Raw genomic sequence first — 21,856 nt, 5'->3', positions numbered from 1 at the left:
CTGAAAGCAGGCTACCTGCCTTAACGTGCAGTGCGGCGGTCGTGTATCAGCAAGCTGATCATCACCAGCGCAGCTGCAGCACCCAGATGCCCGATCCAGGCTACCGAGCCGATTCCCCAGCCAAATGCCCGGGTGGCAATGCCATAGGCAATCGCCAGCAGGCACCAGCCTGTCAGGCGCAGCACCAGACTTTGGCGGGCGGGCAGCAGGCGGGCCAGCAGGTCTTCCTGGTGCCGAGGCATGGACAGGCAGACGCTGACAAAACCGCCCAGTGAAACCAGCAAAGTAAGAAGATGGCTCATCGTGGCTTCAGCCGTTGGTACGGGGTTCGCCCGTCGAAATCTTTGGCTGGGCAACCGCATTGCGCTTGGCCGGTTTGGCGCGAGGCTGATGCTTGGCGGTACGCCGTGCGATCTCGGCCAGCAAGGCAGCCAGCGCCAGCAGCATCAGATCGACGCCTGCAAACACCCAATCGCCGTCACGCACGCTGTTGATCAGGCCGCGCGAGGTCGCAATCAGGTTGAACACCGGCAGCAAGGCAAGCAGCGCCACACCCGCCCACAGCTGTTCCAGCCAGGCCCGTTTGGCGGGCCGTGCAATCGCGTGCAGCAAGGTCACGCCCCAGATGATGAAGAAGCCATTGATCTCCCACTCTGCGCGCTGCGCCAGGCCCACAGGCAGCAGACGGTTCAGCCACAACATGCCCGCCATGGCGATCGACAGGCCCGCAATGCTGGCAATGTTCAGGCGCTCGACCAGGCGGAAACCGATATGCGGGCGGGTCGGGTCGGGCAGCTTGGTGCGCCGTTTCACCGTCCACATCACCAGGCCCGTGCCGACCATGGCAGTGCCGCCCAGGCTGCACAGGAAGTACAGCCAGCGCAGGGTGTCATCGGCAAATCGGCCAATATGCAGGCCGTACAGCACGCCACGGGTTTCAGCAGCGGGGCGCGCGCCGTCAACGGTCTTCAACACCTCACCCGTGACGCCGTCGAAGATCTGATACGAAGGGCTGTTGGAAATGCGCTGGGAATCGCGTCGGACCACCACCACGCGCGCGGTCTTGTCGCCGGCGTTGATGACTTGCAATCGTCCTGCCTGGCCATCTTTCCAATGCTGTTCGGCCGCCTGCACAAAGGTGGCCAGTGGCAGCAAGGGAGCGGCCTCGCCGGCGGGTTTGGTCGGGTTCAGGAAGGCGCTGAATTCGCTGTTGAAGCGCGCGCGGTCTGCCTGGGTCGGATACTGCGCCTGAATGCCCCAAGGTACGTACAAGGCCATCAGCGTGATCAGTCCGGTGTAGGTGATCATCAGGTGGAAGGGCAGGCCGAACACCGACAGTACGTTGTGCGCATCCAGCCAGGAACGCTGCCCTTTGCCCCAGCGGAAGGTGAAGAAGTCGACAAAGATCTTCTTGTGGACGATCACCCCGGTAACGATCGCGATCAGCATGAACATCGCGCAGATGCCCGCGATGATTCGCCCCCAGATCACCGGCAGGTAATGCAGCTGGAAGTGGAAGATGTAGAAGAACTCGGCACCGCGTGTTTCGCGTGCTTCCAGGCGTTGGCCCGTTGCCGGGTCGAACGCACCGGATTCGAACCCCTTGGTGCCACGCCAGGTGACTTGGGCAGTATTGGCGCGGGCATCAGGAAAGGTGATGTACCAGGCCGGGCTGTCCGGTGCGATGCGCTGAAGCGTGTCGCCAACTCGGTTGGCGGCTGTCGCGGCGTCTACCAGCGTGGTGGTGCGCACCTCGGGCCGCATCCATTGCGACAGTTCGTCGCGGAAGAAACTCACGGTGCCGGTCAGGAACATCGCAAACAGAATCCAGCCCACCAGCAGGCCAGTCCAGGTATGCACGTCCGACATGGTCTGGCGAATGCCAGGGGCCTTGGGCGTGGTCTTGCGGGTTTCCTGCGTGCTCATGGCTTGACGGGTGTCACCAGGGTCCACACGATCAGTGCCAGCGGTGCCGCGGTGATCAGCAACCCAGCCCAGGCACGCCAGGCGCTGCGCGCGGCAAATACCCAGATGACCGCGCAGGTGTAGACGACGAAGCTCAGCATCATGCCGATCAGTACCGCTTCGCTGGGGTGGCCGGGCAGGGCGGTCAACGCGACCGCAGCCAGACTGGCCAGGCCGTAGCCACCGAAAATTGCGGCAATGATTCGCGACACCAAAGGCGCGCGGGCAATGAGGGAGCTGCTGAGCGACATGCGTGAAAACCCGGCGGACAAGACAGGCGGCTGTCGGCGTGGAGGGCGCGCGACGACAATCGATGGGGGCGCTTGGCCCCCGGTCCGCCAGGAAGCAGGCTCAATGCGCGTCGCAACAACAAATAGACATGCGAATCGTTCGCATTTTAGGTGGGTGGCAGCAGAGTTGCAAGGCGAGGCCGGCAAGGTGGTTCACATGGCGTGCCCTGTACGCGTGGCCACTTCGGGAAGTCGTGGCATCGACGGTGCCTTGTACCCCTGTCAAACTGGGTGCTCAGGCTGGGAATGTGTCTTGCAGCGCCGCCATTGTCCGAGTGGCCTTCCCGCCCCCTCTTGACCAGGAGCAAACATGGCCTTGAAACACGCTAAGCCGCTGGACGTCATCGACCTGCACGCCGACGGCACAGTCCGCGGCACCGATCGCAGCAGCAGCCTGCTTCGTACCGACCGACTGCAATTGTTGATGATCGTGCTCTCGCCGGGCGACGTCGTCCGGCAGCATCATGTCGATACGGAATTCACGATCCAGTGCCTGACCGGCGAGGTCAGTGTCGATACGCCAGACCGCGCCTGTACCTTGACGCCGGGACGGTTGGTCGCCTTGCCTGCCGACGAGCCATACACCTTGATGGCCAGCACCCAGGCAAGCCTGCTCGTGACTCTGCTGAGGCGCATCTGATATCGGACGCGCCAGCGATTTTTCCTTCCCAGAGGCACGCGTATGCCCAACACGCCGCTGTTTCCGTTGAATAAAGCGCTGTTTCCCGCCGGGGTGCTGCATTTGCGCATCTTCGAGGTGCGTTATCTCGACATGATCCGCACCTGTCTGGCCGAGCGCCGCAGTTTTGGCGTGGTGGCTTTGCTGCGTGGCAACGAGGTACGCACGCCCGAAGGGCAGGAAGTTTTTGCCGGTATCGGCACGATGGCGCGCATCGATTACAGCGACGCAACTGCGCCGGGGTTGATTCGCCTGCGCTGCGTGGGCACCACGCGTTTCCGTGTGCGTGCCAGCTGGCAGGGGCGCTTTGGCTTGTGGATGGGCGATCTCGACCCGATCGGCAACGACCCGGTCAACGATATCCCGCCTCCTTTGCAGGCCAGTGCCGATGCGCTGGGCCAGTTCATTGCCGAGCTGCAACGGCAGGGGGTAGCGCCATCGGCCATGCCCGTGCTGCCGCCATTCAGGCTGGACGAGGCGGGTTGGGTGGCAGATCGCTGGTGTGAATTGCTGCCCTTGGCAGCCGAAGACGCCACGCGGCTGTTGGCAGTGGCTGACCCGGTGACGCGGCTGTGTGAGATTCAAAGCCTGCTGGCGCAGCATGGATTGCTGGCGCTTCGGCCCTGAATTCATAGTGCAGGCGTGCGTCGTGAAATGTAATCCCAGGGCGATGATTTCGGTCGATATGACCTGAATGTCCTGAGTCGCGCCACGGTAACTGTTTATTTATACAGTATTATCTGCCCCTGACATTGGACGGCCAATGTCGTCTATCGGGGTGGCGCAGCGCGAATGAATGATGTGGTGGCATATGCGGTGGCGGTGCGCACCCTGTGCGAATTCACGGCCAAGCAGGGTGACCTGGACTTGCGCTTCACCCCGTCACCTTCCGCCCAGGAAGGCATGATCGGTCACGGCGTGGTCGCGTCACGCCGCCCGCCGCCTTATCAGACCGAAGTCAGCCTGGCCGGCGAATACAAGGGCTTGAAGGTGCGCGGTCGGGCCGATGGCTACGACCCGTCCAGCCACCGGCTTGAAGAAATCAAAACCCATCGGGGCGACCTGGCTGCCATGCCGGCCAACCATCGTCACTTGCATTGGGCGCAACTCAAGGTCTATGGCTGGCTGATGTGCCAGGAACGCGAGCTGCCCGCGATCGACTTGGCACTGGTGTACTTCGACATTGCCAGCCAGACCGAAACCGTGTTGAACGAGCGCCACGACGCGGCCACGCTTCAAGCGTTTTTCGAAGAACAGTGTGAACGTTTTCTGGCCTGGGCTGCACAAGAGGCGGCGCACCGGGCCAGTCGTGACGAGCAGTTGGGCGTACTGCGTTTCCCGCACGACGACTTCCGTCCCAGCCAGCGGGTATTGGCCGAATCTGTATATCGCGCAGCGGCATCGGGTCGGGTGCTTGCGGCCCAGGCACCTACCGGCATCGGCAAGACCATCGGCACCTTGTTCCCCATGCTCAAGGCTTGCCCGGGGCAGCGCATCGACAAGGTGTTTTTCCTGACCGCAAAAACCTCGGGGCGACAGCTTGCGCTGGGTGCCGCCGAAACCTTGCGTCGCAGTGCGCCCGCGCTCCCGCTGCGGGTGATTGAACTGGTGGCCCGCGACAAGGCTTGTGAATACCCTGACCGGGCCTGCCACGGTGACTCCTGCCCGCTGGCGCGTGGTTTCTATGATCGCTTGCCGCAAGCACGCCAGATGGCGGTCGAAGCTGCCGCAGCAGGGGCCACGCTCGACAAGGCCACGCTGCGCGGCGTGGCGGCTCAGCATGGCGTCTGCCCCTACTACCTGGCCCAGGACTTGACCCGCTGGAGCGATGTGCTGGTGGGCGACTACAACTACTACTTCGATCTGAACGCCATGTTGTTCGGCCTGACCTTGGCCAATCAATGGAAGGTCGGGGTACTGATAGACGAAGCCCACAACCTGGTGGACCGAGTGCGCGGCATGTACAGCGCGCAGCTGTCTTTGGAAGACATTCGGGTGGCGCGCAGCCTGGCACCGCCCGCCTTGCGTACTGCCTTCGACCGGGTGAAGCGGCAGTGGAAGACGGTTTGCAAGAACCAGGAAGGTGCTTACGCCGTCTATGAGTCGGTCCCGGCAGGGGTGTTGAACGCCTTGCAGCAGGCCAGCACCGCCATGACCGAATTGCTGGCAGAACAGGCGGCGCTGATCGAACCGGCGCTGCTTGCCGTGTACTTCGACATCTTGCATTTCTGTCGCCTGGCAGAACTCTTTGATGGCGATTCCTTGTGTGACCTGACGCAGCCAGAGGGCGCGGCAGCCTCTGCTGCGCGTGCCGATTCCACGCTGTGCCTGCGCAACGTGGTACCCGCCGCCTTTGTGAAACCCCGGCTGGCGGCGGCACACAGCACCACCTTGTTTTCGGCCACCTTGCGACCCCAGGCGTATTACCAGGACATGCTTGGTTTGCCTGCCGATACGGCTTGGGTCGATGTGCCATCGCCGTTTACGGCCAATCAGTTGTCGGTGCAGGTTGCCCGTCACGTATCGACCCGGTTTGCCCACCGCCGTCAATCACTTGCGCCGATCGTGGCGCTGATGAGCAAGCAGTATGCGGCGGCACCGGGCAATTACCTGGCGTTCTTCAGCAGCTACGACTACCTGGAACAAGTGGCTAACGCGTTTGCCGCAAGCCACCCGAACATACCGGTCTGGTCGCAGTCACGTCGCATGGACGAAAGCGCGCGCGACGCGTTCCTGGCGCGGTTTACGCCGGCGTCCTCGGGTATCGGGTTTGCGGTATTGGGCGGGGCGTTTGCCGAGGGTATCGACTTGCCCGGCAAGCGATTGATTGGCGCGTTCATTGCCACGCTGGGGCTGCCGCAGATCAACCCGGTCAATGAACAGATTCGCGAACGCATGGATCGCACTTTTGCCTCGGGTTATGACTACACCTACCTGTATCCCGGCATGCAGAAAGTGGTGCAGGCGGCAGGGCGCGTGATCCGGTCGCCATCGGATCGTGGCGTGGTGCATCTGATCGATGACCGGTTCGGCCGCCGCGAGATTCGCGAGCTGCTGCCGAGCTGGTGGGCACTCGACGAGGCCGAGGTTCGCGTGAAGCAGGCAGGGTGAAAAGTGCAAGAAATGCGGTGCAATCGCGCAGAAGATGTGTCCGCAGGGTAATCACGGTATTCGAGCGAATTTTTTAGCGATTGTTGCGGGTGGTTTATGCATGATGTGTTCACCAACACCCTGAAGGACACCCACCATGAAAACCAAGACCAAAGCAATTGCGCTCGCCCTGGCCCTGACTTTTGCTGCCAGCACGCCCGTGTTTGCCCAAGGTGATCGTCGCGGCCCGCCGCCCCAGGTTCAACAACAGCGCGGCCACGACCGCTTCGATCACGACGACGGCCACCGTCGCAATGATCGCGATTACGCCCGTTCAGGCCATTACCAACGTGGGCAACACTTGCCGGAACGGTACCGCGGTCGCCAATACGTGGTAGAGAACTGGCGTGCACATGGCCTGAAAGCCCCGCCGCGCGGTCATCGCTGGGTGCAGTCCGGCGGCGATTATCTGCTGGTTGCCGTCGCCACTGGCTTGATCACACAAGTGCTGATCAGCCGCTAAGGCGTCTTCGCCCCGATTTGTATCAACCACGTAATCCCTGTGTGCGGGCCTGATTTTTGCGGCTGATAGGCCTACCCACGACGTGCATGATGGCGTCATCAACTTTTCCAGGACACACCATGAAAACCACGACTTTGGTGTCTGCGCTGATGGCGCTCAGCATGGTTGCGAGTCCGACCGTGTTTGCGCAAAGTCCGCAGGATATGCAACGCCAGCAGCAAGAACAGCAGCGTCAACTGCAAGAGCAGCAACGCCAGCAGGTCGAGCAACAACGGCAGTTGCAAGTACAGCAACAACAGCAGTTGCAACAGCAACGCATGCAGGTCGAGCAGCTGCGCCAGCAGCAGGACATTCAGCGCCGGCAGTTCGAACAGCAGCGTCAGCAACAAGACCAGCAACGCATCCAGCAAGATCTGCAGCGCCAGCGTGAAGACATGCGTCAGCGCCAGGAGCGGGCGCGTCAGCAGCAGGAAATGCAGCGTCAGCAGATGGAGCAGCAGCGGCAGCAACTGGAACAGCAGCAACGCCAGAGCTATGAGCAGCAGCGTCAGTTCGATCTGCAACAGCGCCAGCAGCAGTGGCAGCAAAGCCGCAACGATCCGCGCTGGCAGGCCAATCGGCCCCCGCACTTCGAACGTGGACAGCGCCTGCCAGCGGAATATCGCGGCCGCCAGTACATTGTTGACGACTGGCGTGGTCACGGCTTGAAGCAGCCGCCGCGCGGCCACCAATGGGTACAGTCAGGTGGTGAGTATCTGCTGATCGCGGTTGCAACCGGCGTGATCGTGCAGGTTCTGATGAATCAATGATCTGACTGTCGTTCTGTGCGCCAACCCGGACTGCGGCCTGAAACTGCAACCGGACAGGAACAAAGCCGGGCTTGCCAATGTGATGGCAGCCCGGCTTTCTTGTTGCTGTCCGGCTGATTAAAGGCTGTCGAGCAAGCAACTTGTTGGGCTAAATGAGGCATTGAACCGTTGCGGTGGCGCAATGCGGTGCTTGTGACGCTGATGACATCAAGAAAGCACGATAAACCCCGATAAATCTGCGTCTTCTTGCCCGTCTGGCAGCTATGATGCCCGGCATGAATTCGTTTCTTGTCATCGTGGTGCTGGGTGCCGTCGTTGCCGGCTTTGTGCAGGGCCTGTCGGGCTTTGCGTTCGGGCTGGTGGCCATGTCCTTCTGGGTATGGGTGCTGGACCCGCACATCGCAGCCGCGATGGCCGTATTCGGTGCATTGACCGGGCAGATACTCGCCACGGTCACCGTGCGGCGCAATGTCGAATTCCCCTTGTTGTGGCCGTTCATCCTGGGTGGCCTGGTCGGTGTGCCCTTGGGGGTGCTCGTGCTGCCCAATATCAATGCCGACGCGTTCAAGCTCGGTCTGGGGCTGCTGTTGTTGATCTGGTGCCCGGCCATGCTGTTCATCAAACGACCCCCGGTACTCAAGCAGCCTAACAAGCTGGCTGACGGGGTCGTCGGCATGATGGGTGGTGCCTTGTCGGCGTTGGGCGGTTTTTCCGGAGTGATCCCGACGCTCTGGACAACCGTGCGCGGGTTTCCGCGTCACAGCCAGCGCGCGGTGGTGCAGAACTTCAATCTGACCATGCTCAGCGTGACGATGATCAGCTACTTGCTGACGGGCGTAATCTCGCGCGAAATGTGGCCGATGTTTGCCATCGTTGCACCGGCCGTCCTGATTCCCAGCGTGGTGGGCACGCGCCTGTATCGCAGCATCAGCGATACCGCGTTTCGTCGTCTGGTGCTGGTGTTGCTGAGCGCATCTGGCTTGGCGATGCTGGTCTTCTCATTGCCGCGTGTGCTGGCCAACTAAACGGGCAGCGTGATGGCCGACGCCTTTCCGGTACTGATCAGCCCCCAGGGGTGGCGCTTTGAGGCCGATCCTGATCGCAGCCTGTTCGAATCAGCGCGTGCTGCAGGCATTCGTTTGCCGACCTCGTGTCGCAATGGCACCTGTCGTGCTTGCATGAGCCAACTGCGCAGTGGTAGTGTGGCGTACCGGATCGAACGGCCAGGGCTTACGCGCGAAGAGCGCAACGAGGGGTGGATTCTGCCCTGCGTTGCCAAACCGACCTCTGAGTTGGAATTGCACGTGCCCGAGGCGACCTTGTGGGACGCTCCGCGCTGAACGTGGTCACACCTTCCGGCCCTGATCAATCCGTCCCTACAGTCAATCCGTCCCTCAGCCAATCGGTGGGGGTGCCTCGCGTTGTGCCAGCAGCAAGCGCAAGTCGAATTCAACCTGGTGGTAGTCCGGCTGCATGCTTTCGCACAAGCGGTAGAACGCCTTGTCATGGTTCATTTCGCGCAGATGCGCCAATTCGTGCACCACGATCATCTGCAGAAATTCCGGCGCAATGTGCTTGAACAGCGATGCGATGCGGATTTCTTTCTTCGCCACCAGACGGCCGCCTTGCACCCGTGAAATGGCGGTGTGCAGGCCCAGTGCGTGCGCGATCACATCCAGCTTGCTGTCGTACAAGACCTTGTTCAACAAGGGAGCCTGCCGCATGAAATTCTGGCGAATCTCGTTGGCGAAGGTGAACAGCGCCTTGTCGGTCTGCACCGGATGGCGCTGCGGATAACGTTTGGCCAGCCACGGACCTGCTTCGCCCCGTTCGATCATGGTCCGCGCGCGGGCTTTCAAGGATGCAGGGTAGGAGCCCAGATAACGCATGGCGCGATCCATGGCGGCTTTGTGCGCCACGGCATCCATGACCGCAGGCGCGGCAGTGGGGGTGACAGACGTGGTCTGATCAGTGCCGGTGGGCACGGCAGACACAGGATCGGGAACAGAGGCGGGCATCACAACACCAACGGAACAGCGGTGGACGACACATCCTGACCGCGGACCGCATCGTACCGCCCACGGCGACGCATGTCATGCGCACCAGGCGCCGGTGGCCTGGTTCTGCGGCCACTAGCGCCGCAGGTTTACACGCGGCGCAGCCCGCACATCGTGCAGCCCATACATGGCGCAGCCCAAATACAGCGGCCTACAAACAGCGGCCTACAAACAGCGGCGCTAAAAACAGCGCAGCCCACACACGTACCCGCGCGATCACACCACCCGGAAGCCGTGCGTACCATCGCGCCCCAGTTGGGCAACCAGGCCGAACTCCCAGTCCAGATAAGCCTGCATGGCTTGCGCCGGTGCATCCGTGCCTTCATACGGGCGTCGATAACGGTCGGTGCGTGCCGAGGCCAAGCCAGTCTCGCCGGCTTCAAGCGCATTTCCTGCCGCCGCCCACGTACGGGTTCCGCCGTCCAGCACGTAGATCGGCACATCGGTCAGCCGTGCGGCATCGGCCGCAGCAAAGCGCGCAAGCAAACTGGTTCCGCAGGTGAATACATAACGCCGCGGGCGTGGGCGGGATTGCAGCGCCTGTGCCAATTCGGCCCGAACGGCAAACCATGCGCCAGGGATGTGCCCCTTCACATAGTTGGCGCTGGGAGTGACGTCCAGCACCTGGACATCATCGGCACCGGCTTGATGCAGCCATTCACCCAGTTCCGATGCCGTGATGGTGTTCACTGCGGGGGGTGGTGGCGCGTTCAGATCGGGATGACCGGTTTCCGTGAACCCGTCTGTGGATGCAGGATCGAGCACATAGACCTCCCAACCCATTTGCGCCAGCCACGAGGCGCTCATGTCGGCGCGTACTCCGTCGTCGTCGGCAAGCACGATGCGCGCGCCGCGCACCGGTGCCACATGGTCGGTTTCCTGCACCAATTGCCCGCCCGGCGCATTCGCAAAGCCGGGCAGGTGGCCGGCCGCATATTCCTCGGGCGTGCGCACATCGAAGCGGTACAGCGTGCGGTCCGGCTGGACCAGGGTGGACAGCGCATTGCGAGCGATTCGCCACACCCCTGCACGGTCTGCCACGCGGCGGGCATCGGCCTGCGCGGATTGCCGCGTTTCTGCATCGATACCCGGTGCCCGGCTATCTGCGCCGTGCGCCAGTTGCTGGCCAGCCAGCTTCCAGCCGATGGTGCCGTTGCGCAAGGCAGCCACGGGGTTCGGAATGCCGGCATTTACCAAGGACTGAGTGCCGATGATGCTGCGTGTCCGCCCCGCGCAGTTCACGATCACCTGGGTGGTAGGGTCAGGTGCCAACGCACGTACCCGCAAGACCAGTTCCGCACCCGGTACGCTGGTTGCCCCAGGGATGCTCATGGTCTGGTATTCATCGAAACGCCGCGCATCCAGCACCACGACATTGGCGCGATCATCGATCAGTTGCTTGACCTCTTGTGCGCTCAGTGACGGCGTATGGCGGGTTTCCTCGACCAGTTCGCCGAAGGACTTGCTGGGCACGTTCACGTCACGGAACACCTCGCCACCGGCTGCGATCCAGCCGGCCAGCCCGCCTGTCAGCTGGTGCAGCTTCGTGTACCCAAGGCTGTGCAGCACCGCTGCAGCGCGCGCAGACAGATCGCCGCTGGCATCTTCACCATAGATCACGATCTTGGTGTCGCGACGCGGAATGCGTGACCACGCATCCAGTTCCAGCCGCGACAGCGGAAAGTTGGCCGCCCACAGCGGATGCGACTGTGCAAACGGGTCTTCGCCCCGGACATCGATCAGCGCGATTTCCTCGCCGGCCAGCAGGCTGGCGCGAACGGCTGCGTAGTCGAGCGAGGGCAAGGGGCTGGTGTTCTGGCTTGCCTGCGCGGCATTTGCGTTCGTACCCGTATGACTCATGAGGCTGCTGTCTCCTTGGATCTGTCCCAGATGTTTGGCAACACGGTGTTCGAATACCCCGAGATGAACGCCTTGGGCGTGCCGTCTTCGGCGTACACCGAGCGCCGCACGGCACCAATGTTGGCCCCGTAGACGTGGATGCTGATCGACACCTTGTCAGCAAACACATTCGCCACTTGGTGAATATCTCCCACGCTGGGCGACACGACTTCCACCTGGCCAGGGTCGAGCCGAATCAGCGGCCCGTCGGCGTGCAGATGAACGGCTGCATCACGCGTGAAGCCCTGCGAGGTTTCTGCACCTCGCAACATGCCGATCAATCCCCAGACCGTATGGTCATGAATCGGCGTGCGCTGCCCCGGCCCCCAGACAAAACTCACGACAGAGAAGCGTTCCGCGGAATCGGCATGCAACAGAAATTGTTGGTAATAGGTTGGATGAGGCTGCGCGAACGCGTCGGGTAGCCAGTCGTCATGCGCGACCAGATCGCGCAGCAAGGCACCCCCGTGTTCGAGTATCTCGGCTTCTGTGGGCGCGCGATCGAGCAGGGCGGCAAAGCCAGTGACGAAATTGCGTAGCGCCGATGATGCCGGCCGGTTTGGCAAGGGACTGGGGGAAGAGCCAGGCAAAGAAGACGGGGAGGATGTCATGGGGAAATTATCAGGGCTGGGGCTGGGGAAGAAAACGCCATATTTTCCATATCCATATTTTGCGCCCATATCCTGGTACTACTGGCTTGATACTCCTGCCTTGATACGAAGCCGTCCGCCCAGGCAGCGCAAAACCACAAGACGAAAAAAAGCGCCCCGCATGCAGGGCGCTTTCTCGAACGTAGGTGTCAATGCGTTTGACTGGCAAAGTCGGTTGGACCAACACCCGACTTCAGAAAACCCCGATCAGCTTGAGCACGATCAATAGGCTGAGGGGAACGCCAAGGAGCCAGAGGATGACCAATTTCATGGCAGTGATCCGGGTAGAGTGGTGGTGGATACGCATCAGCAGAATATGTGCCCAATGTGCATCTGCCATGTATCCACCACATATTCACCACGTACCCACCACCTGCCGCCCCTTGGCCCTTACCAATACCTTGCAATCACCTTAAACGTTCGCCCGTGCTTCCTTGCGGCGGTTCACGAAGGCAATGAACTCACCCACCAGACCACGTCGGAAGGCCAGCACGCAGACCACGAAGATCAGGCCAGTGACGATGGTCACCGATTCGCCCAGGCCCTGGAACCAGTCGATGCCGGTCCACTGTGCCAAGGTACGGCCGAATTCGCCCACCTTGTTTTCCAGCGTGATGATGATCAGTGCGCCAACGATCGGGCCAAGCATCGTGCCCAGTCCGCCCACCAGTGTCATCAGCACCACCAGGCCCGACATCTGCCAGGTGGCGTCCGTCAGCGTGGCAGACACGAAGACCAAGGTCTTGGCCGAACCCGCCAGGCCGGCGATTGCAGCAGACAGCACGAGCGCCAGCAGCTTGAAGTGCTCTACGTCATAACCCAGCGACACAGCACGCGGTTCGTTTTCACGAATGGCCTTCAAGACCTGACCGAAAGGCGAGTGCACCGCGCGGTAGATGATGAAGAAGCCAAGCAGGAAAATGCCCAGCACCACGTAATACAGGTTGATATCGCTTTTCAGGTCGATGAAGCCCAGCAGGGTGCCGCGCGGCACGCCTTGCAGTCCGTCTTCGCCACCTGTGAACCGCGCCTGCAGGAAGAAGAAGAACAGCATCTGCGCAAGTGCCAGCGTAATCATCGTGAAGTAGATGCCGCTGCGCTTGATGGCCAGCTTGCCCATCACGAAGCCCAGCGCTGCTGCCACCGCCACGCCGTACAGAATGCCGATTTCCGTCGGCATGCCCCACACTTTGATCGCATGACCCGTGGCATAGGCAGCGCCGCCCAGGAAGGCTGCGTGACCGAATGACAGCAGGCCGGTGTAGCCAATCAGCAGGTTGAACGCGCACGCGAACAAGGCATAGCACATGACCTTCATGATGAAGATCGGATAGACGCCAAGAAGGGGCAGGACCGCGACCCCGGCCGCCAGGGCCACATAGCCGAGAACTTGCTTGTTCATTTTTCTTTCCCAAAGAGACCGGCCGGGCGGATCATCAGCACGATCGCCATGATGAGGAACACCACGGTGTTCGAGGCTTCGGGGTAGAAGACCTTGGTCAGACCTTCAACGACACCCAGGCCGAGGCCCGTCAGGATGGCACCCATGATCGAGCCCATGCCGCCGATCACCACGACCGCAAACACGGTGATGATCAGGTTCGATCCCATCAGCGGCGACACCTGCAGCACCGGGGCTGCCAGCACGCCGGCAAAACCGGCCAGCGCCACGCCGAAACCATAGGTCAGCGTGACCATCAGCGGCACGTTGATGCCGAAGGCTTCCACCAGGCGCGGGTTCTCGGTCCCAGCACGCAGATAGGCACCGAGCTTGGTGCGTTCGATCACGTACCAGGTTGCAAAGCACACGATCAGCGAAGCCACGACAACCCATGCGCGGTAATTCGGCAGGATCATGAAGCCCAGGTTGGTTGCGCCACGCAAGGCGTCGGGCACCGGGTAGGGTTGGCCGGACACGCCGAAGAAGCTGCGGAACAGTCCTTCCAGCATCAGCGTCAGGCCGAAGGTCATCAGCAGGCCGTACAAGTGATCAAGCTTGTACAACCAGCGCAGGAAGAGCTTCTCGATGATGACGCCGAAGATGCCGACGCCGATCGGCGCCAACAGCAGCATCACCCAGTAATTGACGCCCAGGTATCGCAATCCCATCCAGGTGAGAAAGGCGCCCATCATGTAGAGCGCACCGTGGGCAAAGTTGATGACGTTGAGAAGGCCGAAAATCACGGCGAGGCCCAGTGACAGAATCGCGTAGAACGATCCGTTCACCAAGCCGAGCAGCAACTGCCCGAGCAGTGCCTGAATAGGAATGCCGAAGAAATCGGTCATGGAATGCGAACCTCGACTGCCGCAGCGCCCGGTGCATGCAGCGGCTGCGAAACGATACGTGCGGGGGTGAAGAAGCACGGGCCGGCCAACGCCGGCCCGCGCACCGGGCTTATTTCTTGATCAGCGAGCAACGCGATTCAGCACGCGTGGTGTAGACCTCTTCACCAGGCAAGGTTGCCACGACCTTGTAGTAGTCCCACGGGCCTTTCGATTCGGCCGGGGTCTTCACTTGCATCAGGTACATGTCATAGATCATGCGACCGTCTTCGCGAACGTAGCCGTTCTTGGCGAAAAAGTCGTTGATCTTGTTTTCCTTCATGTACTTGATGGTGTCTTCGGCAGACGTCGAGTTGGTTGCCTTGGCAGCGTTCAGCCATTGCATGGTGGCCGAGTAGTCAGCTGCTTGCAGCATCGACGGCTTGCGCTTGACCTTGGCTTCGAACTTGGCGCTCCAGGCACGCGTCTCGTCGTTCATGTTCCAGTACCAGCCATCGGTCAGGTACAGGCCCTGCATGGCTTGCAGGCCGACTGCGTGCGTGTCGTTGATGAAGACCAGCAGACCGGCCAGCTTCATGCTCTTGGTGACGCCGAATTCGTCGGCGGCCTTGATCGCGGCAATCGTGTCACCGCCAGCATTGGCCAGTGCCAGGATGTCGGCCTTCGAGGATTGCGCCTGCAACAGGAAGGACGAGAAGTCGGGCGCTGCCAGCGGGTGTTTGGTCGAACCCACCACCTTGCCGCCCGCTGCATTGACCACCTTGGTGGCGTCTTCCTGCAGCGACTGGCCAAAGGCGTAGTCAGCGGTCAGGAAGTACCAGTTCTTGCCGCCTTGCTTGACCACCGCATTGCCGGTGCCCTTGGCAAGCGCCACGGTGTCATAGGCATAGTGGATGGAATAGGGCGTGCAGGCTTCGTTGGTGATGCGCGAAGAACCGGCACCCACCGAGATGAAGGCGCGCTTCTTTTCGGCTGCGACCTGCTGCATGGCCAGGCTGGTCGCCGAGTTGGTGCCGCCGATCAGCAGTTGTACGTTCTGTTGGTCGAACCATTCACGGGCACGCGACGATGCGACGTCGGCCTTGTTCTGGTGGTCGGCGTACAGCACTTCGATTTTTTTGCCGTTCAGCGTGCCACCGAAATCTGCAACCGCCATGCGGATGGCTTCCGCGCCTGCGGGACCGTCGATGTCGGCGTAAACGCTGGAACCGTCGGTGATGAAACCGATGCGGATCACGTCGGAGTTAGCCTGCGCCTGTGCCGCGCCAGTAGCGCAGATGAGGCCAAGGGTGGCGATGGCGCTAGCCAGGGTGTTGAGTTTCATCAAAAAATCTCCCTTATGGGGGCGGTACGTGATGGGCCCGGCTCGATTGGCCGGTAGTGCGGCCGGCAGTGTGATAGCGCTGCCAGCTTAGGGTGAGTGCCAGCGGATAGCAGGTGTCAGACGCCCAGCAATTCGTTCAGCGTGTCTTGTTTTGCAGCCAGCTCGCTGGCTTCGAACTGTTCGACCACGGCACCGTGTTCAAGCACATAGAAGCGGTCGGCAAGCGGGGCGGCGAAACGGAAGTTCTGTTCCACCATCACGATGGTGTAGCCGCGGCTTTTCAGCTCGGTGATCATGCGTGCCAGCGTCTGCACGATGACCGGTGCCAGGCCTTCGGAAATCTCGTCGAGCAGCAGCAGGTTGGCACCGGTGCGCAAGATGCGCGCAACCGCCAGCATCTGCTGTTCACCGCCCGACAGACGTGTGCCTTGGGAATTGCGGCGCTCGTGCAAGTTGGGGAACATCTCGTAGATTTCGGCGATGCTCATGCCCTTGCCCTTGCCTTTGAGCGGCGGCGGCAGCATCAGATTTTCTTCGCAGGACAGCGAGGAAAAGATGCCGCGCTCTTCGGGGCAATAACCGATGCCCAGGTGGGCAATGCGGTGCGTGGGCATGTCGATGGCTTCGGTGCCGTTGATGCGGATCGAGCCTTTGCGCGCGCCCGTCAGGCCCAGCATCGCACGCAAGGTAGTGGTACGACCTGCGCCGTTGCGGCCCAGCAGCGTGACGACTTCACCGCGCCGAACCTTCATGTCCACGCCATGCAGGATGTGCGATTCGCCGTACCAAGCGTTCAGCCCGGTGATTTCAAGCGCCATTTCGCCGACCGGTGCACTGGTCGATGTCTTCATCGATGCCACGCTCATCCGTGTGCTCCTTCAAGTGCGCCTTCCGAGGTGCCCATGTAAGCTTCCATCACCGCCGGATCACGCGACACCGTGTCATACGGACCTTCGGCCAGCACCGCGCCGCGTGCAAGCACCGTGATCTTGTCAGCGATCGAAGAGATCACGTTCATATTGTGTTCGACCATCAGGATGGTGCGGCCCGCGCTGACCTTCTTGATCAGTTGCGTGACGCGGTCCACGTCCTCGTGACCCATGCCTTGCGTGGGTTCGTCGAGCAACATGAGTTCAGGTTCCATCGCCAAGGTCGTGGCGATTTCCAGCGCGCGCTTGCGGCCGTAGGGCAGGTTGACGGTCTGCGTGTCGGCAAAGCCGCCCAGGTCGACTTCATCGAGCAGTGCGCGAGCACGGTCGTTCAACACGTTGAGCGTGGATTCGCGCTTCCAGAAATGGAACGACGTGCCCGTGTTGCGCTGCAAACCGATACGCACGTTTTCCAGCACGGTCAGGTTGGGGAACACTGCCGAGATCTGGAACGAGCGGATGATGCCGCGCCGTGCAATCTGCGCCGGACGTTCACCGGTGATATCGGCCCCGTTGAACAGGATCTTGCCCTTGGTCGGGGCCAGGAACTTGGTCAGCAGGTTGAAACACGTGGTCTTGCCCGCGCCATTGGGACCGATCAGCGCGTGGATATGGCCTCGCTGCACTTGAAGGTTGACGTTGCTGACGGCAACGAACCCTCGGAATTCTTTGGTGAGTGCGCGGGTTTCTAAAATCAGGTCGCTCATGGGTGATGGATGCCTTTTCTTTCACGCCGGAGCTGGCGGGTTTGCGATGCAGTGCAGAAAATCCCGCAGCTGTCGCAACGCGCCTCATTGTGAAAGATGGTCCCACCCAAAAGCATCGGTATTTGCCCAGGGTGCCGCACTGCGGCAATTACCTGCTAGCGATAGGCGTTTTCTCGCGGTATTCACACAGGTCTGCAATGCCGCAAACCGGGCATTTCGGCGTACGGGCGACGCACACATAGCGACCATGCAGAATCAGCCAGTGGTGTGCGTCCATCAGAAACTCTTTGGGCACGAACTTCATGAGTTTCTTTTCGACTTCCACGACGTTCTTGCCGGGCGCGATATTGGTGCGGTTGGACACGCGGAAAATATGGGTATCGACCGCCATGGCGATCTGCCCGAACGCCGTGTTCAGCACCACGTTGGCCGTCTTGCGTCCGACCCCGGGCAGGGCTTCGAGCGACTCGCGGTCTTGTGGCACTTCACCCTGATGCTGTTCAAGCAAGATCCTACAGGTGGCAATGACATTGCGTGCCTTGGTGCGATACAGGCCGATGGTCTTGATGTAGTCCGACAAGCCTTCTTCACCCAGTGCCAGCAGGGTGGCGGGCGTGCCGTGTTCCGGGAAGAAGCGTTTGGTGGCCAGGTTCACCGACTTGTCGGTGGCCTGGGCCGACAGGATCACCGCAATCAGCAACTGGAAAGGCGTGTCGTATTCCAGTTCGGTTCTGGGCGTGGGATTGGCATCGCGCAGGCGGCGAAATATCTCGAAGCGTTTGGCGGGATTCATTGGGCGTGGTGGTGATGTATGGGCGCGGCTGGCAGGGTCACGCGGTACCCGTTCCTGCGCGACGCGCGCGGGCACGGGCCAAGGCTGCGGCAATCACGTCGCGCTTGGCGTCATCCGCAGGTGCTGCAGAGGCGTCCATTGGCGATGCCGGGATACAGGAGTCTGCAGGCAGCTTCTCGGACGCTACAGGCGTCTTGACGCTTCGTGGCGGCCTTGTCAGGCGCAGGTTGCGATGCTGGTGACGCCGGCGAGCCTGGTCCGCATCCTCCTGGTCCCAGGCGCGTGCCGGTGCCATGCTGATGCAATCGACCGGACAGGGCGCAATGCACAGCTCGCAACCGCTGCAAAGGTCGTTCAAGACCGTGTGCATGAACTTGTTGGCACCCAGAATGGCATCGACCGGACAGGCCTGGATGCACAAGGTGCACCCGATGCAATGGCGTTCGTCAATGACGGCGACATGGCGGGCCTTGTGTTCGCCGTAGTGCGTATCCAGGGGTACCACGGGAAGTCGCAGCAGCGTGGCAAGGCGTGTTACGCCAACATCGCCACCGGGCGGGCAGCGGTCGATACCCGCTTCACCCGTGGCAATGGCTGCGGCATACGGACGGCAGCCATCGAAGCCGCATTGCGTGCACTGCGTCTGCGGCAACAAGGCATCGATCTGGTCGGTAAGGGCGGCGCGCGCATCGGGAATGACCACTGGAATGACAGCGGCGGATGCAGCAGCAGAAGGCGTCGAAGAAAGCGTCGAATAATTAGTTGCAGGAACCATCATGGCGGGTCAGGGTTGATGCGACCACATTGCTGGCGCAATAGGCCGCCTAACCCGCCATTATCCCGCGTAATGCCTCAGGCGCTTGCGCGAACCTTCACAGCCGGTTCGCTGCGATCGCGGCGGATGAATTCCGCAATCTTCGGGCAGGTGATCTCGCGCCAGCGACGGCCCGAGAAAATGCCGTAATGGCCTGCCTTGGGCAAGGTGAAGTGTTCCTTGTTGGCCTTCGGGATGCCGGTGCACAAGTCTTGTGCAGCACGCGTCTGGCCAGAGCCGGAAATGTCGTCCAGCTCACCTTCGATGGTCAGCAGGGCAACCGTCTCGATGTCAGCCGGGCGCACCAGTTCGCCCGCCACCTTCCAGATGCCACGCGGCAGGCGGTGTTCCTGGAACACGGTCTTGATGGTGTCCAGGTAGTACTCGGCAGGCATGTCCAGCACTGCGTTGTACTCGTCGTAGAAGCGGCGATGGGTTTCGGCGTCTTCGTCGTCGCCGCGCACCAGGTCCAGATAGAAATCGTAATGCGAGGTCGCATGGCGATCGGGGTTCATGGCCATGAATCCGGCATGTTGCAGGAAGCCCGGATACACCTTGCGGCCCACGCCCGCGAACGGGGCGGGCACACGGTGAATCAGGTTGTCTTCGAACCATGCGTAGGGCTTCTCGACGGCAAGATTGTTCACCTCGGTGGGCGACTTGCGCGGGTCGATGGGTCCACCCATCATGATCATGCTTCGCGGCAGCATCGGGTCTTTGGCAGTGGCCATCAGCGAGATGGCGGCCAGTACCGGCACCGTGGGCTGGCATACCGAGATCACGTGCACATCGGGGCCGAGCTGGCGGATGAATTCCTGGACGTAACGCACGTAGTCGTCAAGGTGGAACGGCCCGGCAGACACCGGCACCATGCGCGCATCGATCCAGTCGGTGACGTAGACGTTGTGCTGGGGAATCAGGGCACGGACGGTATCGCGCAGCAGCGTGGCGTGGTGACCGGACAGCGGTGCAACCAGCAGAATGGTGGGGTCGGCAGGCACGCCTGACGGCGCTTCGCGGCGGAAATGAACCAGCTTGCAGAACGGACGTTCTGCAGCGATTTCCTCCTTGACGGCAACGGTTTTGCCATCAATGGTGGTTTCGGACAGGCCCCAGGCGGGCTTCTCGTAATCTTTGGCCAAGCGGTAGAACAGCTCGTATCCGGCAGCAATGCGACGCGACAGGGGCGTGTAGGCAAAGGGGCTGTACGGGCTTGAGAAAAGCTGGGCGCCGGCTTCGGCAAAACTGACCATCGGGTTCAAGATGGCACGTTGCAGTTCACGAATCTGATACAGCATGGAAGTCTCGAAAAGGGCGCGTGCGGGGAGCGTGCAAACACGCTGATAGTGCGCGGCTTGCCGCCGCATTGCAATGAATGCTGGCAACAAGTAGTAGCAAGTACGCAACTATGTTAATTACCGTCCGTCTAGCTGGCCTCTTGTACGCAGGTCACAAAGATGCTTATACGCAACACGCGCAACCCGGGCATCAGGCGCGGCAGTCATGCTAAGCAGTCATGGCAAGCAGTCACACGGGCGAAACCTGCATATCGCCCCTGCACCGCCCATCGAAAACTACCAGTAGTTCTCGACAGCCAGATTGCCTGCTTCACCCCGGCGTGACGGTTTGAATCCGCGTTCGCCAAGCTGGGCGCGCAAGGTTTTCAGCATGTCCGGGTTGCCGCATAACATGACACGGGAGCGCGCCGGGTCGAGGGTTATGCCGGCACGACTTTCGAGTCTTCCGTCTTCAAGCAAGGTCTGGACCCGGGCGTTGAGCATGTCGCCTGCCGAAGCGCGAGTCACCACGGGCACATAGCTCAGTCTATCGGGCTCTTGCGCAAAATACGGCGCAAAGTTCGGGTGTGTGGCAAAGTTTTCAATATCGACGCGATACGCCAACTCTTCCACTTCGCGCACGCTGTGCACGACGACCACCCGCTTGTATTGCTGCCAGATCGCGTGGTCTTGCAGAATCGACAGGAACGGGGCCAGACCGGTGCCGGAAGAGATCAGCCACAGATCTTCGCCAGGGGCAAAGCGTTCCGTCGTCAGAAAGCCGTAGGCAACCGGGTCGATGTGGATGGTGTCACCCACGCCAAGCTCCACCAGGCCCGTGGTGAATGGGCCGTCAGGCACCACGATCGAGAAGAACTCGAGTTCGGGAGCCAGCGGCGACGAAGCGATCGAGTAGGCGCGCCACACCATCTCGGGCTCGCCGTTGGCATTTGGCCGTGCCAGGCCCAGGCGTGCGAACTGCCCTGCGGTGAACTGGAAGTCGGCCGGCCGCGTGGTGGCAAACGAGAACAGCTTGCCCGGCACCCAGGTGTGGTGCGAGGTCAGTGTTTCCACCGTCGCTTTGTCGGCCGTCATGCTCAGCGCTCCAGGTGTTGAAGCTTGTCCGCCACATCACGCCATTCGTCGGCGTCGGGCAGGGGCTTTTTCGCGCGGGTGATGCTGGGCCAGTTCAGCGCCAGTTCCGCATTGATCTTGATGAAGGCGAGTTGCTCGGCCGGCACGTCTTCTTCTGCCAGGATCGCGTTGGCCGGGCATTCCGGGATACAGACCGCGCAATCGATGCATTCATCGGGGTCGATGACCAGAAAATTCGGGCCTTCGCGGAAGCAGTCGACCGGGCACACGTCCACGCAATCGGTGTACTTGCACTTGATGCACGCTTCGGTGACGACGTGAGTCATGAAAAGAGCTCCAGCCAAAAAGGCATAAGGAAATAACTAACGGAAATGACAACCATGCATATGCCTGGGCGAGCAGCAATAAGCGCGCGCCCGAATCGTGTCTTCGACAAGATTCGATGTCCTGCGAGCAGGCGATGTGCAGTAATGAATATTCGGGATAGCCAGAGATTTTACCGGACTGGGGCTTCTCGTGTCGCGTTAACCCCATCTTCAGCCGGGATACCGTGGTATGTCGGTGCTGACTACCGGCCCGCCGGTATGGGCATGAGCCCGAAACAGGGCCTCGCTGTGCTAAGTTGCGGGGCTCTGATTGCATGGCTATCAGTGCATGACCCGCGCCATCCTG

General features: G+C 61.2%; 23 protein-coding genes. 7 read left to right on the top strand and 16 right to left on the bottom strand.

Features of this window, described 5'->3' with window-relative positions; translation table 11 throughout:
- Positions 1 to 20: 20 nt before the first annotated feature.
- From FXN63_RS15710 to FXN63_RS15700, 3 genes are read right to left on the bottom strand one after another with little or no spacing between them, the layout of a single operon-like run.
- Positions 21 to 302: a DUF3325 domain-containing protein gene (locus FXN63_RS15710; protein ID WP_148816170.1), complete on the bottom strand. Its 282-nt coding sequence runs from the start codon at positions 300 to 302 to the stop codon at positions 21 to 23.
- Between the two features lie 7 nt (positions 303 to 309).
- Positions 310 to 1,926, bottom strand: coding sequence for a PepSY-associated TM helix domain-containing protein (locus FXN63_RS15705; RefSeq protein WP_148816169.1), 1,617 nt, complete (start codon positions 1,924 to 1,926; stop codon positions 310 to 312).
- Positions 1,923 to 2,216 (bottom strand): DUF3649 domain-containing protein, encoded by a 294-nt coding sequence (locus FXN63_RS15700; RefSeq protein ID WP_148816168.1) that lies wholly within the window; start codon positions 2,214 to 2,216, stop codon positions 1,923 to 1,925. Before FXN63_RS15700 ends, FXN63_RS15705 begins: the two co-directional genes overlap by 4 nt.
- A 349-nt stretch (positions 2,217 to 2,565) precedes the next feature.
- Between FXN63_RS15700 and FXN63_RS15695 the strand changes: the two genes are divergently transcribed.
- The 7 genes from FXN63_RS15695 to FXN63_RS15665 all read left to right on the top strand — a co-directional run bounded on the left by FXN63_RS15695 (position 2,566) and on the right by FXN63_RS15665 (position 8,696).
- The gene (locus FXN63_RS15695; protein ID WP_148816167.1) at positions 2,566 to 2,895 is read left to right on the top strand and encodes an AraC-like ligand-binding domain-containing protein; all 330 of its coding nucleotides are present in this window, start codon (positions 2,566 to 2,568) and stop codon (positions 2,893 to 2,895) included.
- A gap of 42 nt (positions 2,896 to 2,937) precedes the next feature.
- Positions 2,938 to 3,561 carry an LON peptidase substrate-binding domain-containing protein gene (locus tag FXN63_RS15690; protein WP_148816166.1) on the top strand — a complete coding sequence of 208 codons (624 nt, stop codon included), beginning with the start codon at positions 2,938 to 2,940 and terminating at the stop codon, positions 3,559 to 3,561.
- A gap of 165 nt (positions 3,562 to 3,726) precedes the next feature.
- Positions 3,727 to 6,045, top strand: a complete 2,319-nt coding sequence (locus FXN63_RS15685; RefSeq protein WP_148816165.1) for an ATP-dependent DNA helicase — start codon at positions 3,727 to 3,729, stop codon at positions 6,043 to 6,045.
- A 136-nt stretch (positions 6,046 to 6,181) separates the two neighbouring features.
- On the top strand, positions 6,182 to 6,547 hold the full coding sequence (locus tag FXN63_RS15680; RefSeq protein ID WP_148816164.1) for an RcnB family protein: 366 nt from the start codon (positions 6,182 to 6,184) through the stop codon (positions 6,545 to 6,547).
- A gap of 119 nt (positions 6,548 to 6,666) precedes the next feature.
- A complete protein-coding gene (locus tag FXN63_RS27340; protein ID WP_342791171.1) occupies positions 6,667 to 7,356 on the top strand; it encodes an RcnB family protein in 690 nt (229 codons plus the stop codon).
- 275 nt (positions 7,357 to 7,631) lie between these two features.
- A complete protein-coding gene (locus FXN63_RS15670; RefSeq protein ID WP_148816163.1) occupies positions 7,632 to 8,381 on the top strand; it encodes a sulfite exporter TauE/SafE family protein in 750 nt (249 codons plus the stop codon).
- A 12-nt stretch (positions 8,382 to 8,393) separates the two neighbouring features.
- Positions 8,394 to 8,696, top strand: coding sequence for a 2Fe-2S iron-sulfur cluster-binding protein (locus tag FXN63_RS15665; RefSeq protein WP_148816162.1), 303 nt, complete (start codon positions 8,394 to 8,396; stop codon positions 8,694 to 8,696).
- Between the two features lie 54 nt (positions 8,697 to 8,750).
- Here FXN63_RS15665 and FXN63_RS15660 read toward each other — a convergent pair whose 3' ends face one another.
- From FXN63_RS15660 to fdxA, 13 genes are all read right to left on the bottom strand, one after another.
- Positions 8,751 to 9,245, bottom strand: a complete 495-nt coding sequence (locus FXN63_RS15660) for a M48 metallopeptidase family protein (protein ID WP_148819404.1) — start codon at positions 9,243 to 9,245, stop codon at positions 8,751 to 8,753.
- Positions 9,246 to 9,629: 384 nt separating this feature from the next.
- Positions 9,630 to 11,273 carry a rhodanese-related sulfurtransferase gene (locus tag FXN63_RS15655; protein ID WP_148816161.1) on the bottom strand — a complete coding sequence of 548 codons (1,644 nt, stop codon included), beginning with the start codon at positions 11,271 to 11,273 and terminating at the stop codon, positions 9,630 to 9,632.
- Positions 11,270 to 11,923, bottom strand: a complete 654-nt coding sequence (locus FXN63_RS15650; protein WP_148816160.1) for a cysteine dioxygenase family protein — start codon at positions 11,921 to 11,923, stop codon at positions 11,270 to 11,272. The genes FXN63_RS15655 and FXN63_RS15650 overlap by 4 nt, the downstream gene beginning before the upstream one ends.
- Positions 11,924 to 12,374: 451 nt before the next feature.
- On the bottom strand, positions 12,375 to 13,364 hold the full coding sequence (locus FXN63_RS15645; RefSeq protein ID WP_148816159.1) for a branched-chain amino acid ABC transporter permease: 990 nt from the start codon (positions 13,362 to 13,364) through the stop codon (positions 12,375 to 12,377).
- Entirely contained in the window at positions 13,361 to 14,248 is an 888-nt protein-coding gene (locus FXN63_RS15640) for a branched-chain amino acid ABC transporter permease (RefSeq protein WP_148816158.1), read from the bottom strand. The genes FXN63_RS15645 and FXN63_RS15640 overlap by 4 nt, the downstream gene beginning before the upstream one ends.
- A gap of 109 nt (positions 14,249 to 14,357) precedes the next feature.
- Positions 14,358 to 15,569 (bottom strand): ABC transporter substrate-binding protein, encoded by a 1,212-nt coding sequence (locus tag FXN63_RS15635; RefSeq protein ID WP_148816157.1) that lies wholly within the window; start codon positions 15,567 to 15,569, stop codon positions 14,358 to 14,360.
- A 116-nt stretch (positions 15,570 to 15,685) separates the two neighbouring features.
- Positions 15,686 to 16,387 carry an ABC transporter ATP-binding protein gene (locus FXN63_RS15630; RefSeq protein WP_425468734.1) on the bottom strand — a complete coding sequence of 234 codons (702 nt, stop codon included), beginning with the start codon at positions 16,385 to 16,387 and terminating at the stop codon, positions 15,686 to 15,688.
- Positions 16,388 to 16,431: 44 nt separating this feature from the next.
- Positions 16,432 to 17,205 (bottom strand): ABC transporter ATP-binding protein, encoded by a 774-nt coding sequence (locus FXN63_RS15625; protein WP_148816156.1) that lies wholly within the window; start codon positions 17,203 to 17,205, stop codon positions 16,432 to 16,434.
- A gap of 148 nt (positions 17,206 to 17,353) precedes the next feature.
- Complete coding sequence (nth, locus tag FXN63_RS15620; RefSeq protein ID WP_148816155.1) at positions 17,354 to 17,998, bottom strand: endonuclease III; 645 nt, start codon at positions 17,996 to 17,998, stop codon at positions 17,354 to 17,356.
- 37 nt (positions 17,999 to 18,035) lie between these two features.
- Entirely contained in the window at positions 18,036 to 18,776 is a 741-nt protein-coding gene (gene rsxB / locus FXN63_RS15615; protein ID WP_246164837.1) for an electron transport complex subunit RsxB, read from the bottom strand.
- A 74-nt stretch (positions 18,777 to 18,850) separates the two neighbouring features.
- Positions 18,851 to 20,110, bottom strand: a complete 1,260-nt coding sequence (locus FXN63_RS15610; protein ID WP_148816154.1) for a polyhydroxyalkanoate depolymerase — start codon at positions 20,108 to 20,110, stop codon at positions 18,851 to 18,853.
- A gap of 276 nt (positions 20,111 to 20,386) precedes the next feature.
- On the bottom strand, positions 20,387 to 21,184 hold the full coding sequence (locus FXN63_RS15605; protein WP_148816153.1) for a ferredoxin--NADP reductase: 798 nt from the start codon (positions 21,182 to 21,184) through the stop codon (positions 20,387 to 20,389).
- A 2-nt stretch (positions 21,185 to 21,186) separates the two neighbouring features.
- Entirely contained in the window at positions 21,187 to 21,510 is a 324-nt protein-coding gene (fdxA, locus tag FXN63_RS15600; protein ID WP_148816152.1) for a ferredoxin FdxA, read from the bottom strand.
- Between the last annotated feature and the right edge of the window lie 346 nt (positions 21,511 to 21,856).

It is taken from the genome of Pigmentiphaga aceris, from assembly GCF_008119665.1.
In the GTDB taxonomy this organism is placed as follows: Bacteria; Pseudomonadota; Gammaproteobacteria; order Burkholderiales; family Burkholderiaceae_B; genus Pigmentiphaga; species Pigmentiphaga aceris.
The sequence above is the reverse complement of the archived record's forward strand: the minus strand, read 5'-3'. Positions and strand labels throughout refer to the sequence as shown.

What these genes read in the sequence shown, in the direction of transcription:
- FXN63_RS15610 (WP_148816154.1), bottom strand. Translation starts at nt 20,110, where the DNA reads ATGCTGTATCAGATTCGTGAACTGCAACGTGCCATCTTGAACCCGATG.
- FXN63_RS15680 (WP_148816164.1), top strand. Translation starts at nt 6,182, where the DNA reads ATGAAAACCAAGACCAAAGCAATTGCGCTCGCCCTGGCCCTGACTTTT.
- FXN63_RS15700 (WP_148816168.1), bottom strand. Translation starts at nt 2,216, where the DNA reads ATGTCGCTCAGCAGCTCCCTCATTGCCCGCGCGCCTTTGGTGTCGCGA.
- FXN63_RS15690 (WP_148816166.1), top strand. Translation starts at nt 2,938, where the DNA reads ATGCCCAACACGCCGCTGTTTCCGTTGAATAAAGCGCTGTTTCCCGCC.
- fdxA (WP_148816152.1), bottom strand. Translation starts at nt 21,510, where the DNA reads ATGACTCACGTCGTCACCGAAGCGTGCATCAAGTGCAAGTACACCGAT.
- FXN63_RS15625 (WP_148816156.1), bottom strand. Translation starts at nt 17,205, where the DNA reads ATGAGCGACCTGATTTTAGAAACCCGCGCACTCACCAAAGAATTCCGA.
- FXN63_RS15670 (WP_148816163.1), top strand. Translation starts at nt 7,632, where the DNA reads ATGAATTCGTTTCTTGTCATCGTGGTGCTGGGTGCCGTCGTTGCCGGC.
- FXN63_RS15710 (WP_148816170.1), bottom strand. Translation starts at nt 302, where the DNA reads ATGAGCCATCTTCTTACTTTGCTGGTTTCACTGGGCGGTTTTGTCAGC.
- FXN63_RS15660 (WP_148819404.1), bottom strand. Translation starts at nt 9,245, where the DNA reads ATGCGTTATCTGGGCTCCTACCCTGCATCCTTGAAAGCCCGCGCGCGG.
- rsxB (WP_246164837.1), bottom strand. Translation starts at nt 18,776, where the DNA reads ATGATGGTTCCTGCAACTAATTATTCGACGCTTTCTTCGACGCCTTCT.
- FXN63_RS15650 (WP_148816160.1), bottom strand. Translation starts at nt 11,923, where the DNA reads ATGACATCCTCCCCGTCTTCTTTGCCTGGCTCTTCCCCCAGTCCCTTG.
- FXN63_RS15605 (WP_148816153.1), bottom strand. Translation starts at nt 21,184, where the DNA reads ATGACGGCCGACAAAGCGACGGTGGAAACACTGACCTCGCACCACACC.
- FXN63_RS15645 (WP_148816159.1), bottom strand. Translation starts at nt 13,364, where the DNA reads ATGAACAAGCAAGTTCTCGGCTATGTGGCCCTGGCGGCCGGGGTCGCG.
- FXN63_RS27340 (WP_342791171.1), top strand. Translation starts at nt 6,667, where the DNA reads ATGAAAACCACGACTTTGGTGTCTGCGCTGATGGCGCTCAGCATGGTT.
- FXN63_RS15705 (WP_148816169.1), bottom strand. Translation starts at nt 1,926, where the DNA reads ATGAGCACGCAGGAAACCCGCAAGACCACGCCCAAGGCCCCTGGCATT.
- FXN63_RS15655 (WP_148816161.1), bottom strand. Translation starts at nt 11,273, where the DNA reads ATGAGTCATACGGGTACGAACGCAAATGCCGCGCAGGCAAGCCAGAAC.
- FXN63_RS15640 (WP_148816158.1), bottom strand. Translation starts at nt 14,248, where the DNA reads ATGACCGATTTCTTCGGCATTCCTATTCAGGCACTGCTCGGGCAGTTG.
- FXN63_RS15695 (WP_148816167.1), top strand. Translation starts at nt 2,566, where the DNA reads ATGGCCTTGAAACACGCTAAGCCGCTGGACGTCATCGACCTGCACGCC.
- FXN63_RS15665 (WP_148816162.1), top strand. Translation starts at nt 8,394, where the DNA reads ATGGCCGACGCCTTTCCGGTACTGATCAGCCCCCAGGGGTGGCGCTTT.
- FXN63_RS15630 (WP_425468734.1), bottom strand. Translation starts at nt 16,387, where the DNA reads ATGGCGCTTGAAATCACCGGGCTGAACGCTTGGTACGGCGAATCGCAC.
- FXN63_RS15685 (WP_148816165.1), top strand. Translation starts at nt 3,727, where the DNA reads ATGAATGATGTGGTGGCATATGCGGTGGCGGTGCGCACCCTGTGCGAA.
- nth (WP_148816155.1), bottom strand. Translation starts at nt 17,998, where the DNA reads ATGAATCCCGCCAAACGCTTCGAGATATTTCGCCGCCTGCGCGATGCC.
- FXN63_RS15635 (WP_148816157.1), bottom strand. Translation starts at nt 15,569, where the DNA reads ATGAAACTCAACACCCTGGCTAGCGCCATCGCCACCCTTGGCCTCATC.